The organism is Bacteroides sp. AF39-16AC (genome assembly GCF_003602735.1).
GTDB lineage: Bacteria > Bacteroidota > Bacteroidia > Bacteroidales > Bacteroidaceae > Bacteroides > Bacteroides uniformis.
The window spans coordinates 19,368-44,840 of record NZ_QTLN01000023.1 but is presented as its reverse complement, the minus strand read 5'-3'; the positions used below and the strand labels follow the sequence as shown (position 1 = coordinate 44,840).

18 protein-coding genes are annotated in these 25,473 nt (G+C 46.8%); 11 read left to right on the top strand and 7 right to left on the bottom strand.

Annotation, left to right across the window (positions count from 1 at the left end; translation table 11 throughout):
- Window positions 1–74 precede the first annotated feature (74 nt).
- A complete protein-coding gene (locus DW039_RS16465) occupies window positions 75–1,076 on the bottom strand; it encodes a 2-hydroxyacid dehydrogenase (protein ID WP_005832453.1) in 1,002 nt (333 codons plus the stop codon).
- 234 nt (window positions 1,077–1,310) lie between these two features.
- On the opposite strand from DW039_RS16465, the gene DW039_RS16460 reads away from it, so the two are divergent.
- The gene (locus DW039_RS16460) at window positions 1,311–2,636 is read left to right on the top strand and encodes an OmpP1/FadL family transporter (RefSeq protein ID WP_005831520.1); all 1,326 of its coding nucleotides are present in this window, start codon (window positions 1,311–1,313) and stop codon (window positions 2,634–2,636) included.
- A gap of 80 nt (window positions 2,637–2,716) precedes the next feature.
- Here the strand turns inward: DW039_RS16460 and DW039_RS16455 are convergent, their stop codons facing one another.
- The 5 genes from DW039_RS16455 to DW039_RS16435 form a co-directional block, all read right to left on the bottom strand.
- Window positions 2,717–3,997 (bottom strand): hypothetical protein, encoded by a 1,281-nt coding sequence (locus DW039_RS16455; protein ID WP_120382141.1) that lies wholly within the window; start codon window positions 3,995–3,997, stop codon window positions 2,717–2,719.
- Between the two features lie 176 nt (window positions 3,998–4,173).
- Window positions 4,174–5,301 (bottom strand): glycosyl hydrolase family 18 protein, encoded by a 1,128-nt coding sequence (locus DW039_RS16450; RefSeq protein WP_016274290.1) that lies wholly within the window; start codon window positions 5,299–5,301, stop codon window positions 4,174–4,176.
- Window positions 5,302–5,313: 12 nt separating this feature from the next.
- Complete coding sequence (locus DW039_RS16445) at window positions 5,314–6,249, bottom strand: hypothetical protein (RefSeq protein WP_057282059.1); 936 nt, start codon at window positions 6,247–6,249, stop codon at window positions 5,314–5,316.
- A gap of 27 nt (window positions 6,250–6,276) precedes the next feature.
- A complete protein-coding gene (locus tag DW039_RS16440) occupies window positions 6,277–8,067 on the bottom strand; it encodes a RagB/SusD family nutrient uptake outer membrane protein (protein ID WP_005832449.1) in 1,791 nt (596 codons plus the stop codon).
- A 15-nt stretch (window positions 8,068–8,082) separates the two neighbouring features.
- Window positions 8,083–11,316, bottom strand: a complete 3,234-nt coding sequence (locus DW039_RS16435; RefSeq protein ID WP_120382140.1) for a TonB-dependent receptor — start codon at window positions 11,314–11,316, stop codon at window positions 8,083–8,085.
- Window positions 11,317–11,937: 621 nt separating this feature from the next.
- Here DW039_RS16435 and DW039_RS16430 point away from each other — a divergent pair.
- The 3 genes from DW039_RS16430 to queF all read left to right on the top strand — a co-directional run bounded on the left by DW039_RS16430 (window position 11,938) and on the right by queF (window position 13,875).
- The gene (locus DW039_RS16430) at window positions 11,938–12,618 is read left to right on the top strand and encodes a queuosine precursor transporter (protein WP_005831504.1); all 681 of its coding nucleotides are present in this window, start codon (window positions 11,938–11,940) and stop codon (window positions 12,616–12,618) included.
- A gap of 113 nt (window positions 12,619–12,731) precedes the next feature.
- Complete coding sequence (gene queC, locus DW039_RS16425; protein ID WP_005831503.1) at window positions 12,732–13,388, top strand: 7-cyano-7-deazaguanine synthase QueC; 657 nt, start codon at window positions 12,732–12,734, stop codon at window positions 13,386–13,388.
- A gap of 31 nt (window positions 13,389–13,419) precedes the next feature.
- Window positions 13,420–13,875 (top strand): preQ(1) synthase, encoded by a 456-nt coding sequence (gene queF / locus DW039_RS16420; RefSeq protein ID WP_120382153.1) that lies wholly within the window; start codon window positions 13,420–13,422, stop codon window positions 13,873–13,875.
- A 355-nt stretch (window positions 13,876–14,230) separates the two neighbouring features.
- On the opposite strand, the gene eno is transcribed toward queF, so the two are convergent.
- Window positions 14,231–15,511, bottom strand: a complete 1,281-nt coding sequence (gene eno / locus DW039_RS16415; RefSeq protein ID WP_120382139.1) for a phosphopyruvate hydratase — start codon at window positions 15,509–15,511, stop codon at window positions 14,231–14,233.
- 364 nt (window positions 15,512–15,875) lie between these two features.
- Here eno and DW039_RS16410 point away from each other — a divergent pair, with 364 nt between their 5' ends.
- From DW039_RS16410 to DW039_RS16380, 7 genes are all read left to right on the top strand, one after another.
- Complete coding sequence (locus DW039_RS16410) at window positions 15,876–18,182, top strand: TonB-dependent receptor (RefSeq protein ID WP_009038190.1); 2,307 nt, start codon at window positions 15,876–15,878, stop codon at window positions 18,180–18,182.
- 43 nt (window positions 18,183–18,225) lie between these two features.
- Window positions 18,226–19,629 carry a DUF4374 domain-containing protein gene (locus tag DW039_RS16405; RefSeq protein WP_005831492.1) on the top strand — a complete coding sequence of 468 codons (1,404 nt, stop codon included), beginning with the start codon at window positions 18,226–18,228 and terminating at the stop codon, window positions 19,627–19,629.
- A 35-nt stretch (window positions 19,630–19,664) separates the two neighbouring features.
- Window positions 19,665–20,846: a PepSY domain-containing protein gene (locus DW039_RS16400; protein WP_005832435.1), complete on the top strand. Its 1,182-nt coding sequence runs from the start codon at window positions 19,665–19,667 to the stop codon at window positions 20,844–20,846.
- Between the two features lie 196 nt (window positions 20,847–21,042).
- On the top strand, window positions 21,043–21,633 hold the full coding sequence (nrfH, locus tag DW039_RS16395; protein ID WP_005832432.1) for a cytochrome c nitrite reductase small subunit: 591 nt from the start codon (window positions 21,043–21,045) through the stop codon (window positions 21,631–21,633).
- A 192-nt stretch (window positions 21,634–21,825) separates the two neighbouring features.
- Entirely contained in the window at window positions 21,826–23,307 is a 1,482-nt protein-coding gene (nrfA, locus tag DW039_RS16390; RefSeq protein ID WP_009038191.1) for an ammonia-forming cytochrome c nitrite reductase, read from the top strand.
- A 129-nt stretch (window positions 23,308–23,436) separates the two neighbouring features.
- Window positions 23,437–24,681: a cytochrome c biogenesis protein ResB gene (locus tag DW039_RS16385; RefSeq protein WP_005832426.1), complete on the top strand. Its 1,245-nt coding sequence runs from the start codon at window positions 23,437–23,439 to the stop codon at window positions 24,679–24,681.
- The gene (locus DW039_RS16380) at window positions 24,678–25,469 is read left to right on the top strand and encodes a cytochrome c biogenesis protein (protein WP_009038192.1); all 792 of its coding nucleotides are present in this window, start codon (window positions 24,678–24,680) and stop codon (window positions 25,467–25,469) included. Before DW039_RS16385 ends, DW039_RS16380 begins: the two co-directional genes overlap by 4 nt.
- Window positions 25,470–25,473 lie beyond the last annotated feature (4 nt).

Here is a 25,473-nt window from a genome sequence, read left to right as displayed (position 1 = left end):
TTATGTACTAGTAACGCTTTGGAAAGCTATAAAGTTTAAAAACCGATGTCTAAGAATTTATAAATGAGTGGGGACTATGCCTTGACCTCGTTCTCCAGTGGCTTATGGTTCATAAAATCTTTGATGTTCTGCAAGGTTGTCGAAGCAATGTTTGCCAGTGCCTCGCGTGTGAAAAAGGCCTGGTGCGAAGTGACGATGACATTATTGAAGGACAGTAGCCGCGCCAGGGTATCGTCATCAATGATTTTGTCCGATTGGTCTTCATAGAAGTATTCGCTTTCCTCTTCGTACACATCCAGGCCGGCAGAGCCGATTTTCTTGTTTTTTAGTCCTTCAATCAGGGCGTTGGTATGGATGAGTTGTCCACGTCCGGTATTGATAATCATTACTCCGTCCTTCATTTTACTGATGGAATAGTCGTTGATGAGATATTTGGTCTGTTCAGTCAGCGGGCAGTGCAGGGAGATGATATCCGAATTGTGATATAGCTCATCCAGGCTGGTATATACCACTTGATGTTCACGGGCGAAATTATAGTCGGGATAGAGGTCGTAGGCAAGAATATTCATGCCGAATCCACGCAGGATACATATCAGTTTCTTGGCTATTTTTCCCGTGCCGATGATGCCTGCAGTTTTTCCGTACATGTCGAAGCCCAGAAGTCCGTGCAGCGAGAAGTTTCCGTCTCGTGTCCGCCAGGTGGCACGTGGAATTTTACGGTTGAGGGATAACATCAGGGCAACGGTATATTCTGCTACGGCATAAGGGGAGTAAGCAGGGACACGCACTACGGTAATGCCACAGTCGGCAGCTGCCTTTAAATCTACATTGTTGTAGCCGGCGCAGCGCAACGCCAATAATTTCACGCCGTTGTCTGCCATCAGACGGATAACTTCGGTATCGGCCGTGTCGTTCACGAAAATACAGACTGCATCTACTCCTTGGGTTAAAATAACGTTGTGCTTGTTAAGATGCCCTTTATAGTAGCGGAGCTCAAAACCATATTCCTTGTTTTTTTCGTTGAAAGACGCTTCATCATAAGGTTTGCTGCCAAAAAATGCGATAGTGTATGCCATGAGATTTGTTGTTTTTTAAATGTTACATAATTATAGGGAGATAACAAGTGGAAAGTTGATATGGTTCAGTGGCCGGAAGGATTCATAAAATGATAATTATTTCCATTTGTTTCATCAGAAACTATTTGGTATTTCAATGAAAGTATTATATTAGGATAACTTTATGCACAAAACTATTTTTTATGTGCAATATTATTGTACCTTTGCGCCCGAAAACAATTAAAAAAGATTTAGATGAGAAAATTTTCGTTGATTGGCATTGCGATGTTAATCGTTTCAATTCCAACTTTTGCGGGTGGTATCCTAACAAATACAAATCAGCATGTATCTTTTCTTAGAATGTTAGCGCGTGGTGCTTCCATTGATATTGACGGTGTCTATTCTAATCCGGCCGGTTTGGCCTTCTTGCCGGAAGATGGTCTCTATTTGTCTTTGAATGGACAAAGTGCTTATCAGACTCGTAACATAAAGGCGACATTTCCCTTGTTTATTGAAGATGGGAATACACGTTATTATAAAGGAAAAGCTTCTGCTCCTTTCATTCCTAGTTTTCAAGGTGCATATAAAAAAGGAGACTGGACTATTTCTGGTAGCTTTGCTGTTGTAGGTGGTGGTGGTAAGGCATCGTTTGATGATGGTTTGGGTATGTTCGATTCAATGGTGATGGGACAAGTCCATACTATTTCGGGTGGTCAAATCACTCCCAATATGTATTCTATCAATAGTGCAATGGATGGAAGCCAGTTTATTTATGGTGTGCAATTGGGGTTGTCGTATCAAGTTAATGATTGGTTAGGTGTGTTTGCCGGTGGACGTATGAATTATTTTACCGGTGGGTATGAAGGATTTCTGACTGCAACAGCACACAGTAATATTCCTACTTATGGTGGCATGGAATTGGTTGGTATCGATTTAGACTGCGACCAGACCGGCTGGGGATTGACCCCTATCTTGGGAGCTGATGTGAAGTTGGGCAAATGGAATATTGGGTTGAAGTACGAGTTTATGACAAGTCTTAATCTCGAAAATAAAACCAAAAAAGCTGAAGTGCGTGCAATGGGAACTGCTATGGGAGATGAAGGGAATCCTTTGGCTGACTATAAGGATGGTGTGAATACTCCGAGTGATATCCCTGCATTATTGACTGCAGCTGTTGGTTATGAATTCCTTCCTACGCTTCGTGCAACGCTGGAATATCACCATTTTTTTGATAAAGCGGCAGGGATGGCCAATGATAAGCAGAAAGCGTTGAAGCATGGCACACATGAAATTTTGATTGGTGCAGAATGGGATATAGCTAAACAGCTGACCATCAGTGGTGGTTATCAGCGTACAGATTATGGCTTGGCTGATGATTTTCAGAGTGATATAAGTTTTTCATGTGACTCTTATTCACTGGGGTTTGGTGCTGCCATCAAAATGACAAAGCATTTGACTATGAATATAGCCTATTTTTGGACAAACTATGATGATTATACAAAGAAGATAAGTGAAACCACCAAGAATGTTTATAGCCGTACTAATAAAGTGTTTGGTCTTGGTGTTGACTATAAGTTCTGATTTCACAATCCTACCTTTATATATTAAGAAGCCGTCTCAAATATCGATTTGAGGCGGCTTCTTTCTTATTTTATATTGGATTAGAAAGAATACTGTACAAGCAGGTTCATACGGTTGGCATGGTTGGTGGAATTGTCGAAGTTGGTGCGCCAGCCACGCAGATATTCAGCGCCTACCTGCATGTTCGGGGTTACGTTCCAGAATACGTTGGCTACGAAATACTGTCCGTAGCGGTAGGTACTTGGCAGGTCGTTGGGATAACCGTCTTCAGAGTAAAGGCGGGACATGCTGTAAGTGCTTGAAAGGAATACCTTTGGAGAAATGTTATATTGTAGACCTGCATACCAGCCCAGCATGGGCAATGCCTGCATTTTGCCTTCCTTTTCGGGATTGGGGACAATATCGACGTTCAGATTACTGATGTCATTCAGGTATTGCCCGATACCTTTACCATAGTTGATTTGTCCGAATGCCTGCCATTTTTTACCGAGGTTAAAGGTCGTTGAGGCTTGTACACCGTATCCGGTGACGCTGGAAGCCTTGTCCCTTTCCGTGCTGGTATATGTCATGCTGCGGATGATACCTCCTACACGCAGATGACTGCTGCTGTTCCAACTGTATTGTGCCGAAGCTGTGAAGTCCGGCATGCGTTGCTGGGCAATTTCGAATTGGCTGCTTGTTGTGCCGTCAACGGCAGGCGCCTCGATGGAAGCTTGGAAACGAAAGTCTTTCAGCCCTTTATAAGTATATGACAATTGTGTAGCGCGGTAGAACGTGGCACCGTTGGGCCCCTGGAAGTCAATGGTGGAGGGGAGGGCGCCTAAGTCCATGAAACCGCCGTAAGTATATCCCACCGTTATATTTCGGAATGACATATAAGCATTCCGTAGCTGGAATGTTTTGTCTCCTCCTCGGAAATTTCCGGCTGTATAGACTGTGAAGTCACCCAATAGCCGGGTGTGTCCGACCAATTTCAGAAAGATAGTAGCCGTACTGGCATCCATCTGAAATTGATTTTTGATTTTACTACTGCTTGGAATGTTGGCAGGAACAAAGTCGATGTCATCCACAATACCTCCAAAATCATACTCGCCGGTGGCACGGACATACCCTCCGATACCCAGGGCGAATTTGCCTTGTTTGTCCATCAATAAGAAGCGGGGAGCTTTCGGGTCATGGATGTAAGGCAATTGTGACTCATTCATGATGCGGATAATCTCGTCGCCCGCTTTGTCGATGGTAACTATGACAATGCCGTTTGGAGCTTCGTCATCGATAATCTCTTTTTTTTGTGCATGGATAGTGGACAAGGGAAGTCCGGTTACGCACAACAGAAACATTGCTTTTAAGATTGTTTTCATTTAAGTTAGGTTTTGATGAATGTGCTTTCAACAACTTAAATGAAAAAAGGTTTTGTAGTCTTGGAGGAAGAAAGGAGGTTATTCCGTCAGTATTCTTGCCTTGAATGAAGATCGTATGCAAAATTACCCTTACCCTAATTTCCGGAATAACCTCCTGAGGATGTGTGTTAAGTTACTTATTTTTTCATGACGGCATTCCATAGCGCTTTGCGTAGGGTTCCCATGGTGTCGTCACCTTCATAATCCCAGAACATCATGCCTTTCATGCCATTTTTTAATATCCATTCACCTTTTGCGGCAATACTGCGGGGATTGTCGTAACCACAGTAGAAACTGCCGTTTTTGGTGACATAGGGGACATTGCCTTCTGTATCCCAATTTTCGATGACATAGCCGTCATCCTTACTCAGGTTGAGAATATCCCGATAATTGATGCTGCCGCCGGCATTGAAATCGGCTCTTCCGTAGAACGGAATTCCCAACACTAATTTGTCGGCAGATACCCCTGCATTCAGGTATTCGTCTACGGAACGCTGGCAGTCCCAGTAATTACTTGGCTTGTTCAATGCTGATTGATGCTGGGGGGCATCAACCAGATCATAGGCCATGATATTGACGAAATCTACATACGGGTCTACGGCCTTTACATCAATATATTTATAGCCTTCGCCTTGGGGACGCTTGTCCATGCAATAACCTGCATAGGTCAATAGGGTGGACTGCCCCAACGCTGCACGCAGGTCTTTCATCAATAGGGTGAAGTTTTCCACATCTACCAACTCGTCATAGGCATTGCTGCCGAAGGTCATACCGGGAAATTCCCAGTCAATGTCAATACCGTCTATGCCCTCACTCGAAACAAAGGCTTTGCAGTCTTGTGCGAATTGCTTGCGCATTTCCGGACTCTTCGCCAGGGCGGAGAAACCTCCGTCCTGGGAATTGTCAGTATTGGAAACGCTATTGGTAAAAGAGAGTAATATCTTCACATGTGGATACTGGCTCTTTATTTTCTTTACCTTATCAAAACGGGATTTATCACCTTGCAGGCCAAACTTTTCATAAATTCCGTTTTTAACATATAATTCTGCAAAAGCGTAGTTTATGTGGGTCAGGTATTTGGCATCGGGTATGGATGTGCCATAATAAGTGACGTAGCCCAATGCAACCCGGCCTGCAACCTGCTCGGCCATTTCGGTCTCGTTGTCTTCATTTCCCGGAGCTGGCAGTCCGGGCATGTAGTCGTCATTGTGACATGCGGCTACTAGAAAGACAGTAGCTATTATAAATAGCAGTTTCCTTTTCATAGAGAGTGCATATTATTCAGAATCGGTTTCTGCTTCAGTCTTGAAATAAGCATACCAGCCGCTGTCGTCCCAATCCACACCACCGCTATACTTGCCGGGATGATAGATTGTGATATAGTTCTCATCCAGTGTCAGCAGCCAAAATTTGTTGCTGCCTACGCTTTGTCCGTTGTCGTCATAATTTCCTCCGATGGTGGGGATACTTGTTATCAGTTCACCCAGTACTCCGTCTTCCGGTTTTTCGTGTGTGAAGGAGAAAGTACCTTCTGCCTTCAGGTTTCCGCTGGCATCATAGGTTTTCATCTTGTTTCCGTCGAATTCGAATACCATGGACTGGTCTCCCGCTTCGGCGGCAGTGACATTGGCCCACCAGGCAAAATTTGATTCGGGAGTATAGCCTGCACTGGTATATTTCCAGCCTCCATGAGCCCCCATATTGCAGACGGAACCCCAGCTGACTTCACGGAATTTCCAGGTCTTCTTGGCAGATTTGTCACTCTTGTCGGTTGCACCGGTGAAGTAAGTGGACCAATCGTCGAATACATTGGTCACAGTCACTACAACCGGCTCTGTCTTGATAATCTGATTGGCGGAAATGCCCATATAGTAGATGGAATAGTCCGCATTGGACTCCATGATGACCGTAGCGTTGTCCGTGACCAGAGTCTTACTTTGTTTACTTCCTTCGCCCCCCCATTCTATGTGCCATGAACCGCCAATGTCCGGGCGGGAATTTTTCAGGGCTATATACTGGTCGCCTTCCACTACTCCGTCTTGGTTGGGGAAGGGTTGGGTAATGGATATGGCGGCTTGTAATGCCTCTTTGGTTATGGGTGTACCGGCATCAGTCACATATTTGTCTCGCAAGTCTTCGTCTTCGATAGGATCGCATGCAGTAACGATGAAGGCTGAAGCAAGCATTGCTATCAATATTTTTGTTACTTTCATATTGTCTTTATTTATAGGTTAATACTCTTACATATTGTTCCAATCCGAGAACTGGGCAGATGCATCCCAGCCTGGATTCTGCTCAAGGACTCCATTGGAGATGTCGATTTCGTCTTGCGGAATGGGCCAGTAGCCTTGGGTTGCCTGTAGGCGTTTCTTATAGTCGAATTTGACCATCGGTACCACCGTAGCGGCATTTATTATATTGAACCCGGTCTGTTTGTTGAGTATGTCACCGGCTTCCTCAAGCGAAGGACCCGACCAGCGAAGGATATCCCACCAGCGGATGGACTCGAATGCAAGTTCCCAGCGGCGTTCCTGCTTGATGGCTTCCAGAGAGTAGGCAACCGGAGCCAAGTGGGAGCGGGCACGTACCTTGTTCAGACCCGTAGCGTCTTGTTTCAGCTCGGACTGCATGAGCAGGACGTCGGCAAAACGGATATGAATCAAGTCGGCAATTTGGAGTAGCTGTTGGGATGTCTGCGAAGATATTCCGGGGAACATCTGCTTGCCGAAAGGTTCGATTTTGCCTTCATTGTAGGAATTGATATTGATGTATTTTTTCTGGAAATAGCCGGTTTGTTCATAGTAACGATAGGATACGGTATATTCCGGTTCACCCTCGTCCATGGTGCAGTCCATCAGCACATTGCCGGCAACATTCGGATCAAGTGCTTTGTACGACCATATGGAACCGGTCAGACGGGGATCCTCCTTGTAACCGTCCGTATAGGTCTGCTTGGCGGCCCAGTCTTTCCATTCGTTGACCATAGCCGGAGATACGGGGCCAGCTCCCCAACCGGTGCCGAAGGGATAACTGTCTTTGTTGGAATAGTTGTCGGCAGACGGTGAATAGAATTGCGCGCAAGTGTTGGAGAACCAAGTATAGGTCCAGTCGGATTTCAGGTTATGCTTGTTGGCGAACAAAGTTTCGTCGGAACTGTTTCCTTCCCATTTCAAGTTATGGTTGATGACGTATTGGTAACGGAACCCTTCGGTATTGTCTTCGGTAGCATCGTTGGTATAGGCCCAAATGTTGCGTTGGTCGGACACCAGTTTATGACCGGAGTTGTTTACACAGTCATCTATCCAAGAGATGACCTCCTCTTTGGTAGTTCCGTTGGGAAGCTCGGTTTTTTCGTAGCGTCCGGTATAGAAAAGGAATACACGTGCCATCATGGCTTCGGCGGCATATTTTGTAGCGTGTCCGGTCATGTCTGAGCCTTTCGGATAAATCTTTGCGGGCATCATTTCGATAGCATTTTTCAAGTCTGCTGCAATCTGGGCGTAGATTTCGTCTACGGATGCACGCGGCAGGTTGGTGCTTTCCAGTGTGGTGCGTAAAGGAACTCCGCCAAAAACTTGTGCCAGTTCATAATAAGCCATGGCACGCAGGAAGTAGGACTCACCGAAAAGCCGGTTGCGTTCGCTCTCGCTGGACCATGATTTCACGTTCTCCATTGTGTTGATGGCATTGTTGGCACGGTTGATAAGGGTGTAGCAACGGTCCCAGATGCCGGCAAATGTATTCAGATTGCCACTGTACATAAGGAAGTTGGTGGCACAGTTGTTGGAGTAGGAGAGGTTGCCTCCCAGACAGTCGTCACCTGCCAACTGGGCAATGTAATACTGGGAAGAGGTTTCAGGACTTTCAAACAACAGATGGGCGTATATGGCCGTCACCATCTCTTGGGCATCCTTTTCTGTCTCCGGGAAGTTGGCGGTTGTCTTTTCGGTCAGAAGTTCCGAATCGAGGAAGTTTTCGCATCCTGAAAGAAGAATCAGTATTGCTGATGCTATGAATAATATCTTTTTCATAATTTCTTCGGTTAATTAGAATTTTACATTTAAGCCTATCATATAGGTACGTGCACTGGGGTAGTAGCCCAGGTCGATGCCTGATGCCCAACCATAATCGTCGCCGCCGTAACCGATTTCCGGGTCCATACCGGAATAGCCGGTGAAGGTAAAGAGGTTCTGTGCGGTCAGATACAGACGCAGCTGTTGTACCGGTAACTTTTTGAATGCTTTCTTGAAGTCGAACCCCACAGTGATGTTCTTTATCTTGAGATAGTCTCCATCTTCGATATAAATGTCTGATACTCTGTTCCAGTTGGAGCTGGAAGCGCTGGACAGTCTCGGGAACTTGTCGGACGTACCTTCGCCGTGCCAGCGTTGGAATATCTCTGCTGTATAGTTATTCAAGGGTGAGGAGGAGAAGTCACGATAACACTTCAGAATCTGCTGGCCGAATGCACCGTAAGTAGTGATTGAGAAGTCAATGGCCTTCCAGCTGGCATTCAGGGAAAGTCCCATTGTCAGGTCGGGATTCGGGTTACCTATCATAGTACGGTCATTGGCATCGAGCGTACCGCTATTGTCGGTGTCTGCCCAGATTACGTCACCCGGCTGTGTCTTGTCGCCATTCAGTTTCGGACCTTTGTAGTTGTCTATCTGTTCCTGGTTCTGGAATATGCCGTTACTCTTGTAGCCGTAGAAGTAGCCGATGGGTTTGCCTACTTCAGCACGGAAGCACTCTTCGGCTCCTTCCCACAGAACGCTGCCGCTACCGTGGATGATTCCGTCTTTGTTGGCAATCTTGGTCACTTCATTCTTGTTGTGAGCAAGGGTCAGGTTGGCTCCATATTGGAAATCCTTTCTGATGTTGTCGTTCCAGTGGAGTCCTACTTCAATACCCGTGTTTTTTACATTACCGCCATTGACGGACACTGCATTGGCACCGAAGGAAGAGAGTACCGGAGCCGTAACCAGCCAGTCTCTGGTATTTTTGTTATACCAGTCGAATTCAAAGCCCAGGCGGTTGTTCAAGAAGCGTGCATCGATACCGAAATTCAATTGCTCCTGTGTTTCCCAGGTAAGGTCCGGGTTGGTCAGTCGGTAGGCGTATGAACCGGTACTGATGAGGTCCATGGAGTCGCCGAACGTATAACCGCCATATCCGTTGTTGGAAGTTATCAGTGAAAGATATTGGAAAGTAGATACATTACAGTTACCGTTTTGCCCCCAGGAAGCGCGTAGCTTTAAGAAGTCCAGCCATTTGATTCCTGACATGAAGGACTCGTTGCTGATAACCCATCCGGCGGATACTGAAGGGAAGTAGCCCCAGCGGTGTCCGCGGGCAAAAGTGGAGGAACCGTCCGCACGCATGATGACAGAAGCCATGTATTTCTCCTGATAGTTGTAGTTGACACGTCCGAAGAAGGAGGCGATGGAACCTTCCCCGTTAGGCTTGCCAGTCAAGGAGGACACACTGTTGGCGGTCAATGGAACATTGGACAAATAAGCGTGCTTGAAATCATAGAAGTTTGAGCCTATGGCTGAACCGCTCATTTCTTCTCCCATACCCCATTTTTCAATACTCTGACCTACCAGGACGTCGATGTTGTGGTCATCGATATTGAAGATGTAGTTGGCTGTATTGTCCCATGACCAACGGTTATACATAGACATGGATTGGGTAACCTTGTCTTCTGCGTTGTTGAGTGACGCACTCAGATAATCGAATCTCGGCAAATAGGAACGATAACTGGAGGCTCCCATGATGTAACCGAACTGGCTCTTGATACGCAGGTTCTTGATGGGTTGCAGTTCTGCATAGAAGCTGCTCTGCATGTAATGGGACTTGCTTAGGTTCTGGTTCATATAGTAGTCCAGATAAGCTATCGGGTTTTTATTGGCTCCGTTGGAGATATCCCATTTGTAGTTATCCTTTTCCTGGTCTGCATAGAGGTAGTAGCCCCCGTCTGAATTGTAAGGGTGCATCAACGGGCTCATGATGAGCATATTGTGCACTCCGTTCCAATAAATGCCGCCGGTTCCGAATGAACCTTGCGTTTGCGAATATTTGTAGTTGATGGTTTCGCCCACTTTCAGGAAGTCAAGATTGCCTTTTTTCATAACTACGTGGTCCGAGTTGACGCGGAAGTTGTAGCGGTTCATTTCTGGAAATTCGCCGGGAACTCCCATGGTGGCTTCTTGGTTGGTGTATGAAATACCTATGGCATATCTGGAACGGTCTGTTCCTCCGGTGATGTTGACTGCGTGGTTCTGTACCAATGCATCTTCATTCAGCACTTCCTTCAGCCAGTTTGTCCCTTTCCATGTTCCGTTCTGTATGGCCTGCAAATCCCTTTCCGGAATATAGGTCGCCCAGTTGTACGGACTCAATCCGTCCATTACACGGCCTTCATCCTGCATCATCATGTACTCTTGGGCATTGAGGATAGTAGGGATTTTGTAGAGGTTCTGCACGCCGACATAGCCGTCGTAACTGACTTCGGCAACGCCGGTTTTACCTCGTTTGGTGGTAATCAGGATAACGCCGTTGGCAGCACGCGCACCATAGATGGCGGCAGAAGCGGCATCCTTCAAGACGTCCAAAGATTCAATGTCACTCGGGTTCAGTCCGTCGATGCTACCGTTGGCAACTCCATCTACCACATAAAGCGGGGAGAAGGTTCCGGTAGTACCGATACCGCGGATATTCACCTTAAAGCCCGAACCCAGGAAGCCGTTGTTTTGCGTGATGTTGACACCCGGTGACTGGCTCTGCAAAGCGCCCAGGGCATCCACAGTGTTCAGCTTGGCTATGTCTTCTCCTTTCACTTGTACAGTGGCGCCGGTGACAAGTTTCTTTTTCTGTACACCGTAACCGACAACAACTACTTCATCCAGTAGTTCGGAATCTTCTGTAAGGGTGATTTTCATGTTGGCATCTGCTTTGGCTTCCTGCGTCTTATAACCGATGTAGGAAATGACCAGGGTGGCACCTCTTTTTACGTTTAGCGAGAATTTACCGTATAAGTCGGTGGTAACTCCATTGGTAGTACCTTTTTCCAAGATACTTGCTCCGATGATAGGCTCTCCATTCTGGTCGACAATGATACCGCGGGCTGTTTGTGCCTGCATCTGTTCTGTCACTCCGAATGAATTTTCCGAATAGGTCTCTATTGCCATGATTTTGCTGCTTCCTATAAATAGGGAGGCGATGGCAATTGCTGTGAGGATTTTGTTGTTCGATGTTCCTCGTTTACGATTTTCATTCATAATAGATGTTTTTTGTTTAAGCTAATGGATCTCAAAATAAATAGGTTGAATAGAAGATGACACTAATAGTGTCTTGGGGCTTTCGGGTAAATCATAGGCATTCATTGTTTTTCTAAGGTTACTATATATAATATGGTATATTCTTGGTTAATATCAATGTGCTTTCCAGAGCTTCCGGATTGTTGTTATCAAATATAATCCTAATTTTCATTATTTAAAATATAGAATCGTATGTATTAAAATATGTTGTCTATTATTTTATATGCTTAAGAAATTTGCGTGAATGAAATCTTGTTTGAGAACAAACTTGGTTGCATGTTTTTGATTTTGTGCTAAATCAGTTAATATATTGATTTATATGCTGTTGGCTTATATATTTTAAAATTATTGTAAATAATATTCTTGGTTTGGAAAATCTTATTTAAGTCTCGTTAACTAAATATGCACTGTCTGTAATTACTTCGAATAAAAAAAAGGAGTTTTGTCTTGCTTGAGTTTTAGTTAAAATATATGTTGTTTGTTCATTTGCAAAACTTGTTGTACCTTTGCAACCGGATTTAAAATGTATGATGCCGTGAATAGCGGTCGTGTATTCTAGAACACCACGTAAAAAACAGGAGTATGAAACAAAAAGTATCTGTACCTTTTATGTTGCTGGGCATTCTGTTCAATGTATGCTTGATTGCAGCCAATCTTCTTGAGACTAAAGTTATCCAGGTTTTTGGTATTACCGTAACAGCCGGATTGCTGGTCTTCCCGATTTCTTATATTATCAACGATTGCATTGCCGAGGTTTGGGGCTTTCGTAAAGCCCGCCTGATTATCTGGAGCGGTTTTGCCATGAACTTTTTTGTGGTAATGCTGGGACTGATAGCCGTGGCGTTGCCTGCCGCCCCTTTCTGGGATGGTGCCGCGCATTTCAATTTCGTTTTTGGAATGGCGCCCCGTATTGTCATAGCCAGTCTGACGGCATTCTTGGTGGGCTCTTTTCTGAATGCCTACGTAATGAGCCGCATGAAACTGGCAAGCAATGGGCGTAATTTCTCCGCACGTGCCATTTGGTCGACGGTGGTTGGTGAGACGGCAGACTCGTTGATTTTCTTTCCGGTTGCGTTCGGAGGAATCATTGCATGGCGGGAGTTGCTGGTGATGATGTGTATCCAGATTCTGCTGAAGTCCATGTACGAGGTATTGATACTGCCTGTGACTATCCGTGTGGTAAAAGCTATTAAGCGGATAGACGGTAGTGATGTCTATGATGAAGGCATCTCCTATAAAGTATGGAAAATAGGCGATATTTAAAGCCCCTTACCCGTAGTGAGGGGAAATCAGTTATTATGTCAAACAAATAATTAGCAATGCCCTCTCTGTTTCCCTCCCTACGGGGGAGGGCAAGGGGAGAGGCTTTTAACAAGATGAATAGGGACACTGCTTTGGTGGTATTCAGTGGCGGGCAGGACTCGACCACTTGCCTCTTTTGGGCAAAACGTGAATTTAAGAAAGTGTATGCGCTGAGTTTTCTGTATGGACAGAAACATCAGAAGGAAGTGGACTTGGCGAGGGCCATTGCCCGTAAGGCAGGTGTGGAGTTCGAAGTAATGGATGTTTCCTTTATCGGCCGGCTGGGACATAACTCATTGACAGATGCCGGCATGGAGATGGACCAGGAGAAGCCGGCAGACAGCTTTCCGAATACTTTTGTGCCGGGACGCAATCTGTTTTTCCTGAGTATAGCCGCCGTCTACGCCCGCGAGCGGGGGATTAATCATATTGTGACGGGGGTGTCGCAGACCGATTTCAGCGGTTATCCCGATTGCCGGGATGCTTTCATCAAGTCGCTTAACGTGACGCTGAACTTGGCTATGGACGAGCAATTCGTGTTGCACACCCCGTTGATGTGGATTGACAAAGCGGAGACCTGGGCGCTGGCAGACGAGCTTGGAGTGCTCGAACTTATACGCCACGAAACGCTGACTTGTTATAACGGTATCCCGGGAGACGGTTGTGGACACTGCCCGGCATGCACGTTGCGCAGAGAAGGATTGGAAAAGTTTTTGGCTTCTACTAAATGAGGCACACTTGTATCACTAAAAATATATGGCTATGACAGAATTGAAAGACCAACTTTCCCTTTTGGGGAGAAAGACAGAATACCGTCAGGACTATGCCCCCGAAGTATTGGAGGCATTTGATAACAAGCATCCCGGCAATGACTACTGGGTGCGTTTCAACTGCCCCGAATTCACCAGCCTCTGTCCCATCACGGGGCAACCGGACTTTGCGGAAATCCGTATTTGCTATATCCCCGATGTCAAGATGGTAGAGAGCAAGAGTTTGAAACTCTACTTGTTCAGCTTCCGCAATCATGGTGCTTTCCACGAGGATTGCGTGAACATCATAATGAAAGACCTCATTCATTTGATGAACCCTAAGTATATTGAGGTGACGGGTATCTTCACCCCGCGCGGAGGCATCTCCATTCATCCGTATGCCAATTACGGACGTCCCGGCACGAAGTTCGAGCAGATGGCAGAGCATCGTTTGATGAACCGTGAATGAGGACTGTTTTTGAAGGCCTCCGTAAATAATAAAGGGAGGCTTTGGGAGCAAATGATTGTTGCGCCGCTATATTTTATATTCTTGCTTACTAAAAACTATTCGTCCGACATATGTTTAATTATCGTCCAACAGCTATCGGACGATAATTAAACATATGTCGGACGATAATGTAACGACTGTCGGACGAATAGTCTTTAGTCAATGAAACATTAACCTGCTACCATCTTGGAAAGAATCTTTCCTATAGAGGATAGTAGGGGATGACTTTTGCAAAGATATAGACGATTCTTTAATAAAAATAGCGCCTTTTCCCAAAGACGCTATTCCCTCTTTATGACTTATTCACTACAAAGGGTTATTTTATTCTTTTGTAGCCATAGACAGCAAGGTTACCCAGTTCTTCTTCGATGCGCAATAGTTGGTTGTACTTCGCCATGCGGTCGGAGCGGCTTAGAGAACCGGTCTTGATTTGTCCGCTGTTGGTGGCAACGGCAATGTCTGCAATGGTGGCGTCCTCGGTTTCGCCGGAACGGTGAGAAGTCACTGTGGTATAACCGTGGCGGTGTGCCATTTCGATAGCATCCAGCGTTTCACTGAGTGAACCGATTTGATTGACTTTGATAAGGATGGAATTGGCGCAGCCCATGGCAATACCTTTTTCAAGGAATTCCACGTTAGTCACGAACAGGTCGTCGCCAACCAGCTGGCAACGGTTGCCGATGCGTTCGGTCAACTTTTTCCAGCCTTCCCAGTCGTTTTCGCTCATGCCATCCTCGATGGAGTCAATCGGGTAGTTATTAATCAAATCTTCCAAGTAAGCTATTTGTTCGTCGGTAGTACGTTTTTTGCCATTTTCGCCTTCAAAGATGGAGTAGTCATAGATACCGTTCTTAAAGAACTCGGATGAGGCACAGTCCATACCGATTTTCACATCCTTGCCCGGTTCGTAGCCGGCAGCCTTGATGGCGCTCATGATGGAGTCCAGCGCATCTTCTGTTCCTGCCAGTGCCGGTGCAAAACCGCCTTCGTCGCCTACAGCAGTGCTGAGGCCGCGGTCGTGCAACACTTTTTTCAAGGCGTGGAATACTTCGGCTCCCATGCGCAGGCCTTCACGGAAGGAAGAGGCGCCTACCGGCCGAATCATAAATTCTTGGAAAGCGATAGGAGCGTCGCTGTGTGAACCTCCATTGATGATATTCATCATCGGGACCGGCATTACGTAGGTATTTACTCCACCGATATATCTGTATAAAGGTATATCGAGATAATTGGCGGCGGCTTTGGCTACTGCCAGTGAGACACCCAGAATGGCGTTGGCACCCAGCTTGGATTTGGTAGGCGTGCCGTCCAACTCAAGCATCTTGTGGTCGATGGTACGCTGTTCCAGTGACGACCAGCCAATCAGTGCCGGTGCGATTATCTTGTTGACGTTTTCTACTGCTTTTAGTGTACCTTTACCACCGTAGCGTTGCTTGTCGCCATCGCGAAGTTCCAGCGCTTCGTGCTCGCCGGTAGAAGCACCGGAAGGCACTGCTGCGCGTCCCATAACACCACATTCCAGAATAACGTCCACTTCTACTGTGGGATTGCCGCGTGAATCAAGGATTTCACGGGCTACAATCTTTTCAATTTTCATACTTAAACTTTAATAATTTATTGTCCGTTGTCTTGTTTTAATTTGCAGCAAAGGTCGTACAAAAAGGCATATTGGGCAATACCTATAAATAGGGGTTTTTCATTTCCCGGCTCCTCTTTTTTTAGATTTATTATTGATAATACCCATCAATGGTGATTGCGTAATATGATATATACGATAAATCCACTCCATATAATTACCTACAATAAGCGATTGCACAGCTGGCTGTTAATAATGACCTTTGCACCGGTTTATTAACAACATTATAATTATTATAAAATTGAAAGCATATACACTTAAATTCTCGCTGCTGTTTTTCCTTCTGTTGGCTTCTCTGTCTGTACATGCGCAGAGGAGAGGAGGGATGATTTCGGGTAGAATCATTTCTACGGAAAAAGAAACGGTGGATTTTGCGACTGTTTATCTGAAAGGGACGAGTTATGGAGGAACCACGAATCAGGAAGGCCTCTATCACATCAAGGCGCCTGCCGGCGACTATACGCTGGTGGTGTCTGCCGTAGGTTATACAAAGGTGGAGAAAAAGGTGAAACTGGTCAATGATGAGCGGATGAAGCTGAACATAACCATCGCTCCTGAAACGCAACAGCTGGACGAGGTGACTATCGTTTCTACCGGAGTAAGCCGGGTGAAGAGGTCGGCATTCAATGCTGTGGCAGTCGATACAAAGGAACTCCAGAACACCACGAAGAATCTGAGCGATGCCTTGACCAAGGCTCCGGGCATGAAACTCCGTGAGTCGGGTGGGGTAGGTTCGGACATGCAGTTGATGCTGGACGGTTTTAGCGGAAAGCACGTCAAGGTGTTCATTGACGGTGTGCCGCAGGAAGGTGTGGGAAGCTCCTTCAGCCTGAACAATATTCCGGTGAGCTTTGCCGACCGTATAGAGGTATATAAGGGTGTAGTTCCCGTGGGCTTCGGTACGGATGCCATTGGCGGTGTCATCAATATTGTTACCAACAAGAAACGCCGGAACTGGTTCCTGGATGCTTCTTATTCTTACGGCTCGTTCAATACCCACCGCTCATACGTTAACTTCGGACAGACTTTCAAGAACGGTTTCAGCTATGAAATCAATGCCTTTCAAAACTACTCGGACAACGATTATCATGTAGATGCGCCGGTAAAGGATTTTGAGACGGGCAGTTTCAACGAAAGTGAGAAGGTGCGCGTGAAGCGTTTCAATGATACTTACCACAACGAAGCCATTGTGGCCAAAGCGGGTATTGTGGACAAAAGTTGGGCAGACCGGCTGATGTTCGGTTTCACCTATTCGCACATGTACAAGGACATACAGACCGGTGTACGCCAGAAGACAGTCTTCGGAGAAAAGCACCGCTTCGGCCATTCACTAATGCCTTCGATGGAATACAGCAAACGCAACTTGATAATCAAGGGGCTGGATATGGTGTTGACAGCCAACTACAATCGCAATGCCACTACGAATGTGGATACTGCCCGCTATGAATACAACTGGCTTGGTGAGAAACATCCGCTGAACAGTCCCGGCGAACAGTCCCGCCAGTATTCCCGTGCCGATAATGACAATTGGAACGGTACATTGACCTTGAATTACCGCATTGCCAGAGTCCACATGCTGACTTTCAATCATGTGTTGAGTGCATTCCAGCGTGATAATACTTCACTGTTGGCGGTGGAAGAACAGACGGATGCCATTGCCAAGCAGACCCGCAAGAATATCTCCGGTTTGTCATACCGCCTGATGCCTTCCGAAAAGTGGAACTTCTCGGCATTCGGCAAATACTACCGCCAGTATGTGGCAGGACCTATGGCCGAGGATGATACCGGTAGTAATTATGTACGCACCAGCCGTACGGTAGACTCTTGGGGATATGGTGCTGCCGGAACCTACTTCATCCTGCCCGGCTTGCAGGCGAAGCTCTCTTATGAAAAAGCTTACCGCCTGCCCACTATCGAAGAGATGTTTGGTGACGAAGACCTGGAGAGTGGAGACATCGGCATCCGTCCCGAGAAAAGTGACAACATCAACTTGAACCTGAGTTATTCCCGGAGTTTTGGAAAACATTCCGTCTACGTGGAAGGCGGTGTGGTATACCGCAATACGAAGGATTATATCCAGCGCAATATCCAGGACTTGAGCGGAGGAAAAGAAGGGGCCACTTATACCAACTACGGCAAGGTGCTGACGAAGGGATACAATGTATCGGCACGCTATGGCTTCGGACGCTGGCTGAGTGTGGGCGGCAACTTCACGCAGATGAATGTGCGTGACAATGAGAAGATGCAAATCGGCAGTACCGGCAACTCTGTGGAAAATCTCGGTTACAAGGCACGCATTCCCAATGTGCCCTATCAGTTTGCTGATTTTGACGTAAACTTCTATTGGCGCGACCTCTGGAAGAAAGGGAATATGCTGTCCGTGACTTACGACAACCAGTACATGCACAGCTTCTCCTACTATTCGCAGGCCATCGGTAGCAAGAACAAGGATTTCATGGTACCCGACCAGTTCTCCCATAACCTGACATTGAGCTATAGTCTGAAGAATGGCCGCTATAATATCTCGTTTGAATGCCGCAACTTCACGAACGAGGATTTGTACGACAATTTCAGTCTTCAGAAAGCCGGGCGTGCGTTCTATGGCAAGGTACGTGTACATTTTGGTGATTAATAAATATAATGGTTTTAATAGGTGTAATTAATAAGAAGAACAAATGAAGAAGAATTATCTTTTGTCCGGCCTCTTGGCAATGGCAATGACCGGAATGGCTTTAATTTCTTGTACAGACACAGACGAACCGGGTTCCGGCTCCGGTTCCGGTTCAAAGGGTAACTATGTGATAGCTGCCACGGCTACAGTTTCAGGTAGCTCCGTTCCTGTCCTGCTGACAGCCGAGTCACTGGAAAGCGGTGAAATTACTGCTGCCGGCAATGGCCTTGTGAACGATGGGGCTACTTACTGGGTGTTCTACGGAAACAAATATCTGTATGCCTTGAACTATCACCAGGGAAATGCAGGCACTACCCAGTCGTTCATTATGAATACAAACGGTGAACTGGAAAAACGTAGCCAGGAGTATAACGTCAATCGTTTCACTACCTACGGCTATTATGACCAATTTATAATGACGACTTCTACCGGCGACGGCCCTACGGAACTGAATGATGCAAATGGATATACTCCCCAATCTTTTTTGATTTCCTATCTGGATGTCGAGAAACAGACTTATACAAAGAACTCGGTAACAAAGGATACTCCATTTCTTGCCGAAAATTTCCTTGAAAATGGTGAATACGTAACACTGGCCGGTATAGAACAAGTGGGCAGTAAGGTTTATGCAGCAGCCATTCCCATGGGGCTTAGCCAGTATGGTTGCATGCAGAAGAACGAAGACGGTAGCTACAAGTGGGTGCTTTCCGGTAATGAGGATTTAATAAAGACAGAATCCGGCGGGCAGGGTAGCGGTGCCTATGAGAAGGACGAATTGCAATGGACCCAGTATCCTAATGAATGCCATATCGCTATCTTTGGTGATCAGACACTGAATTCTCATAAGGTCATCACTACAGACAAAATCAGTTATGCTGCCGGACGTAACCGTTCACAGTACTACCAGATGAACTGGCTTGCCGACGACGGCTATGTATATGTATTTTCTCCGAGCTATGCCAAGACCATGAGTGATTCGCGTCAGCAGACTACATTGCCTGCTGGAGTTGTACGCATCGATACCAAAGCAGAAGAATTTGATGCCGCTTATTACTATAATCTTGAAGAGAAAGCCAATGGCGCCTCTTTCTTGCGGACTTGGTATATTTCAGGTAATTATTTCCTGCTGCTGATGTATGATAAGGCAATTACGGCATCAGACAAGGTTGCCAACCAACTTGCCGTCTTCAATGCCTCCACTGGAGCTTTGACTTATGTGAACGGCCTTCCAAGCGATGTCTCTGGCTTTGGTAATACCCCGTACATGGAAAATGGCAACGCATATGTGGCAGTCACTACCTCTTCCGGCTATCCTGCCATCTATAAGGTAGACCCTGCCAATGCAACAGCTACCAAAGGGCTGGTGGTCAATGCAACCCAACTGAACGGTGTAGGTAAACTGGAATAAAGGTTCTGATATGAAATGAATAAGAGAACATACTTATGAAGAAAATTTTCAGTAAGATACATTTATGGCTTTCAGTCCCCTTCGGACTGTTGATTACCCTTATCTGCTTCTCCGGTGCCATGCTGGTATTCGAGACGGAAGTGATGGAGCTTTGCCGCCGCGACCTCTACTATGTAGAAAAAGCCGGACCGGCACCGCTTCCCATGAGCCGGTTGGCCGAAAAAGTAGCCGCTACTTTGCCGGATAGTGTCTCTGTGACGGGTATCACTGCATCGTCCAATCCGGAACGTGCCTGGCAGGTGAATCTTTCCAAACCTCGTCGTGCCTCCGTCTATGTGGACCAGTACACGGGTGAGGTGAAGGGCCGGTATGAGCGTGCGCCGTTTTTCATGACCATGTTCCGCCTGCACCGCTGGCTGTTGGACAGCATGAAGCCCGATGGAAGTATCTTCTGGGGGAAAATGATTGTGGGCACTGCCACACTGATGCTTGTCTTTGTGCTGCTGTCAGGCGTTGTCATCTGGTGGCCCCGTACAAAAAAGGCTTTAAAGAACAGTCTGAAGATTGTTGCCGGTAAAGGTTGGCGCCGGTTCTGGTACGACCTGCATGTGGCAGGCGGCATGTACACGCTGATTTTTCTGTTGGCGATGGCACTTACGGGACTGACATGGTCTTTCTCCTGGTATCGCACCGGCTTCTACAAAGTTTTTGGAGTGGAAACCATGCAAGGGGGTGGAGGACATGGTGCTCAGGCACAAACTGCTGCCCACGGAGGAGATAGGGCTCAAGGCAGGTCTGGTGGCGAGAATCGTGAAAGAAAGCCTTTCTCTCCTTTTGCAAACTGGCAGAAGGTTTACGAAGAACTGAAGGAGCTTAGTCCTGATTATAAACAGATAACCGTATCGCGTGGCTCTGCTACAGTCTCCTTCAATCGGTTGGGCAACCGTCGTGCTGCCGACCGCTATACGTTCAATCCCCGTAATGGTGAAATCACCGGGACTACCTTATATAAGGATGCCGACACTTCCGGGAAAATCCGTGGCTGGATATACTCCGTCCATGTAGGCAGTTGGGGAGGATGGGCCACCCGCATCTTGAGCTTTCTGGCCGCTTTGATTGGCGCAAGCCTGCCGTTGACGGGCTATTATCTTTGGATTCGAAGATTGGTCCGGAAGAGTGGCAGAAAAGTGAATGTTCAATTAAAGAAAGCAGCTTAAAAAAAGCAGGCAGTTTTATAAAAGGATGAAGATGTCCACAAGATGCGCAGGCGTGCGTGTTTTGTGGACATCTTCATATAGGTATGCGTGAGAATGAATGCTTTATTAAAAATACCGAAAAATAAATGGAAAAATGTAATCATGATTACACTTTTTTAGATTGTAACTGCCTATTTTTGCTGAAAATATTCATTTTATGGCGAAGTTACCAATCATAAGTAAACTATTTCCATCCTACAGGTGGAAAGTAACGGCACTCATTGTTTGCGGTGTCCTCGTCGGCAGCGGAGGCTTGTTTATGTATCTTCTCCGGGCGCACACTTATCTGGGAGATGACCCTGCGGCATGTGTCAACTGCCACATCATGGCTCCCTATTATGCAACCTGGATGCACAGCTCCCACAGCCGGGATGCCACTTGCAACGATTGCCATGTCCCTCATGAGAATATGGTAAAGAAATGGATGTTTAAGGGAATGGACGGCATGAAGCACGTAGGTGCCTTTCTCACTAAAAGCGAACCGCAGGCCATCCAAGCCGAGGAAGCCAGTGCGCAGGTCATTATGAATAATTGCATCCGTTGCCATACGCAACTGACCAACGAGTTTGTGGATGTCGGCAGGATAGACTACATGATGACCCTCATCGGCGACGGAAAGGCATGCTGGGACTGCCACCGTGATGTGCCTCATGGTGGAATGAACAGCCTCTCGTCCACGCCCGCTGCACTGGTACCCTATCCGGAATCTCCCGTACCGGAGTGGTTGCAGAAACTGATAAAGGAATAATGACAACTCAAGTTTCGCAAGTTCAAGAACTTGCTTTCAGTGAACAAGTACACAAGGCTTTTCCTTGTAATCACTTTAAAAAGCAAGATATAGACAAAGGGCTGTTTATCCCTCCTTGTAGCCTTGTCAATTTGTTCACTGAAAGCAGGTCAAAGACATGAGAAACTTGAATAACAATAAATCTTCATATATATGGAAAAGAGATTAAAATCATGGCAAGGATGGCTGTTGTTCGGTGGTTCAATGGTCGTTGTATTTGTCTTGGGTCTATGCGTTTCTGCCTTGATGGAGCGCAGGGCCGAGCTGGCAAGTGTATTCAATAACCGCAAAACTGTGATTGAAGGAATTGAGGCACGCAACGAAGTCTTCAAGAGTGACTTTCCACGTGAGTATCAGACGTGGACTGAAACCGCCAAGACCGACTTCCAGAGTGAATTCAATGGAAATGTGGCTGTGGATGTATTGGAACAGCGTCCCGAAATGGTGATACTTTGGGCTGGATATGCCTTCTCCAAAGACTATTCCACTCCGCGCGGACACATGCATGCCATCGAGGATATTACGGCAACCCTGCGTACCGGTGCGCCTGCCACTGATGCAGATGGTCCGCAACCGTCCACTTGCTGGACTTGCAAGAGTCCCGATGTCCCCCGTATGATGGAAGCCATCGGTGTGGATGCTTTCTATAATAATAAGTGGGGCGCTTTGGGTGGTGAAATTGTAAATCCGATTGGTTGTGCGGACTGCCACGAACCGGAAAATATGAATCTGCATATCAGCCGTCCGGCTCTGATAGAAGCTTTTGAACGTCAGGGCAAGGATATTACCGAGGCCACTCCGCAGGAGATGCGCTCGCTGGTATGTGCACAGTGCCACGTGGAATATTACTTCAAGGGTGACGGCAAGTACCTGACTTTCCCCTGGGACAAAGGTTTTACGGTGGAAGACATGGAAGCCTATTATGATGAGGCCGGTTTCTACGACTATATACATAAGTTGAGCCGTACCCCCATCCTGAAAGCGCAACACCCCGATTTTGAAATAGCCCGGATGGGCATTCACGGTCAGCGTGGCGTATCGTGTGCGGACTGCCACATGCCCTATAAGAGTGAAGGTGGCGTGAAGTTCAGCGACCACCATATACAAAGTCCGTTGGCTATGATAGACCGTACCTGCCAAACCTGCCATCGCGAAAGTGAGGAGACTTTGCGCAACAATGTCTACGAACGCCAGCGCAAGGCCAATGAAATCCGCAACCGCCTTGAACAGGAACTTGCCAAAGCTCATATCGAAGCTAAATTTGCCTGGGACAAGGGAGCTACGGAAGAGCAGATGAAAGAAGTGCTGGCACTGATTCGCCAGGCGCAATGGCGTTGGGACTTCGGTGTGGCATCTCACGGAGGTGCTTTCCATGCACCACAGGAAATCCAGCGTGTCTTGTCTCACGGCTTGGATAGAGCTATGCAGGCGCGTTTGGCTGTCTCCAAAGTGCTGGCAAAGCATGGATATACGGACAATGTTCCCATGCCGGATATCTCTACCAAAGACAAGGCGCAGGAATATATCGGCCTCGATATGGATGCCGAAAGAGCTGCAAAGGACAAATTCTTGAAGACTACCGTACCGGCTTGGTTGGAAAAAGCCAAAGCCAACAACCGGTTAGCACTAAAATAAATTTATTTACGATTGGACGATTTACGATGTACGATTGGGATTACTCCCCGATATGTACATCCCGGATTGACTCTATCAACAATCTAACTCCAATCGTACATCGTACATCGTCAAATCGTAAATCAGAAGATGTGGAAGAAACCGTGGAGGTATAAGGAAGGTTTTATCTGTGGGGCAGGACTGTTCGTCACGGGCTTGCTGTTGCAGTGGAGCGTTGGAGATATTCGTTGGGGCTTGTTTGCGTGGCCGGTCAATGTCATCGTTCTGGTGTTGTTCCTGCTATTGTTGGCATGCATGCATGGATTTCGTAGACGGGTGTACTGTTTCGGATGGCTCAGTCATTATACGGCTGCAGTTTCTTCCCTGGTATGTGTGGCGGTTGTCACTGTCGTTATGGGATTGGTGCGGCAGGTTCCTTCTACCCAGCCTTCGGCAGATGTCATCGGCTTTTCGAAGATGCTTTCTTTCTGGCCGTTCGTGTTGCTTTATATCTGGCTGGTTACTGTCTTGGGACTGACCATTCTCCGTGTATGTATTCCTTTAAAATTGCGTAAGATTCCTTTTCTGCTGAATCATGTCGGCTTGTTTGTCGCCCTCTTGACGGCAACGCTGGGCAATGCAGATATGCAACGACTGAGAATGATTACCCAATTGGGCAAGACTGAATGGCGTGCCACGAATGAGGATGGCAAGCTGACGGAGCTTCCGCTTGCCATTGAACTGAAAGAATTCACCATACATGAATACCCTCCCAAGCTGATGCTGATAAATAATGAGACCGGGCAGGCACTGCCGAAGGATGTGCCGGAACATTTGCTGTTGGAAGAGAAGGTAGAACGGGGGAGGTTGCTGGATTGGGACATCTCTATCCTTCAATCCATTCCGATGGCTGCCTCTGTAGCTGCGGAAGATACCTTGAAGTTTACCGAATTCCATTCGATGGGAGCTACCTATGCTGTTTATCTGAAGGCGGTGAATGCTACCTCCGGACAGTCGAAGGAGGGATGGGTGAGTTGCGGTAGTTTCATGTTTCCTTATAAGGCATTGCGCTTGTCGGAACAGACCAGTCTGGTGATGCCCGAACGTGAGCCGCAGCGATTTGTTTCTGCTGTAACGGTTTATACGCAGTCAGGAGAGGTAGTGGAAGACACAATCGAAGTGAACCGTCCTTTGAAGATATTCGGATGGAACATTTATCAATTAAGCTATGACGAAACGAAAGGACGGTGGAGTGATGTCAGTGTTTTTGAACTGGTACGCGATCCCTGGCTTCCGGCTGTATATGCCGGCATCATAATGATGGTGCTGGGGGCAGTCTGCTTGTTTGTCAATGCACCGAAAGGAACAGAAGAAAGAAAGGAGGAGACGGTATGAGTTGGGATTATTTTGCTCTGTTTGCCATTGTCGCTTTACTTTTCTGGGGATTGGGAGCTTTCGCTGCATGGCGTGGTAAACGTCCGGTAGTGGTATACACTTTGACTTGTCTGGGCTTGGCTGTCTTTTTCAGCTTCATTGTCGGCATGTGGATTTCTTTGGAGCGTCCTCCGATGCGGACGATGGGGGAGACGCGTTTGTGGTATTCATTCTTTCTTCCATTGGCAGGAATCATCACTTACAGTCGTTGGAGGTACAAATGGATTCTCGGTTTCAGTTCCGTCTTGTCCTTGGTGTTTGTCTGCATCAATATTTTTAGGCCCGAAATACACAACAAGACGTTGATGCCCGCTTTGCAGAGTCCGTGGTTCACTCCTCATGTCATTGTCTATATGTTTGCCTATGCCATGCTGGGTGCCGCTACGGTGATGGCTGTCTACCTGCTGTGGTTCAAGAAAAAAGGAATTGAACGGCATGAGATGGCTTTGTGCGATAATCTGACTTATGTAGGACTTGCCTTCATGACACTGGGTATGCTGTCCGGTGCTGTCTGGGCGAAAGCTGCTTGGGGACACTATTGGGCATGGGATCCCAAGGAGACTTGGGCGGCGGCTACCTGGTTCTCCTATCTGGCATATATCCATTTCCGATTGGGATGCCCCGCGGCCTATCGTAAGGCACTGTTTGGCTTGCTTGTATCTTTTCTGTTGTTGCAAATGTGTTGGTATGGCATCAATTACTTGCCCTCGGCACAAGGAGTGAGTGTACATACGTATAACTTAAATTAAAATA

Bases quoted from the DNA above. Each gene is read 5' to 3' on its own strand.
- DW039_RS16465 (WP_005832453.1), bottom strand. From the start codon at position 1,076: ATGGCATACACTATCGCATTTTTTGGCAGCAAACCTTATGATGAAGCG.
- DW039_RS16460 (WP_005831520.1), top strand. From the start codon at position 1,311: ATGAGAAAATTTTCGTTGATTGGCATTGCGATGTTAATCGTTTCAATT.
- DW039_RS16455 (WP_120382141.1), bottom strand. From the start codon at position 3,997: ATGAAAACAATCTTAAAAGCAATGTTTCTGTTGTGCGTAACCGGACTT.
- DW039_RS16450 (WP_016274290.1), bottom strand. From the start codon at position 5,301: ATGAAAAGGAAACTGCTATTTATAATAGCTACTGTCTTTCTAGTAGCC.
- DW039_RS16445 (WP_057282059.1), bottom strand. From the start codon at position 6,249: ATGAAAGTAACAAAAATATTGATAGCAATGCTTGCTTCAGCCTTCATC.
- DW039_RS16440 (WP_005832449.1), bottom strand. From the start codon at position 8,067: ATGAAAAAGATATTATTCATAGCATCAGCAATACTGATTCTTCTTTCA.
- DW039_RS16435 (WP_120382140.1), bottom strand. From the start codon at position 11,316: ATGAATGAAAATCGTAAACGAGGAACATCGAACAACAAAATCCTCACA.
- DW039_RS16430 (WP_005831504.1), top strand. From the start codon at position 11,938: ATGAAACAAAAAGTATCTGTACCTTTTATGTTGCTGGGCATTCTGTTC.
- queC (WP_005831503.1), top strand. From the start codon at position 12,732: ATGAATAGGGACACTGCTTTGGTGGTATTCAGTGGCGGGCAGGACTCG.
- queF (WP_120382153.1), top strand. From the start codon at position 13,420: ATGACAGAATTGAAAGACCAACTTTCCCTTTTGGGGAGAAAGACAGAA.
- eno (WP_120382139.1), bottom strand. From the start codon at position 15,511: ATGAAAATTGAAAAGATTGTAGCCCGTGAAATCCTTGATTCACGCGGC.
- DW039_RS16410 (WP_009038190.1), top strand. From the start codon at position 15,876: ATGATTTCGGGTAGAATCATTTCTACGGAAAAAGAAACGGTGGATTTT.
- DW039_RS16405 (WP_005831492.1), top strand. From the start codon at position 18,226: ATGAAGAAGAATTATCTTTTGTCCGGCCTCTTGGCAATGGCAATGACC.
- DW039_RS16400 (WP_005832435.1), top strand. From the start codon at position 19,665: ATGAAGAAAATTTTCAGTAAGATACATTTATGGCTTTCAGTCCCCTTC.
- nrfH (WP_005832432.1), top strand. From the start codon at position 21,043: ATGGCGAAGTTACCAATCATAAGTAAACTATTTCCATCCTACAGGTGG.
- nrfA (WP_009038191.1), top strand. From the start codon at position 21,826: ATGGAAAAGAGATTAAAATCATGGCAAGGATGGCTGTTGTTCGGTGGT.
- DW039_RS16385 (WP_005832426.1), top strand. From the start codon at position 23,437: ATGTGGAAGAAACCGTGGAGGTATAAGGAAGGTTTTATCTGTGGGGCA.
- DW039_RS16380 (WP_009038192.1), top strand. From the start codon at position 24,678: ATGAGTTGGGATTATTTTGCTCTGTTTGCCATTGTCGCTTTACTTTTC.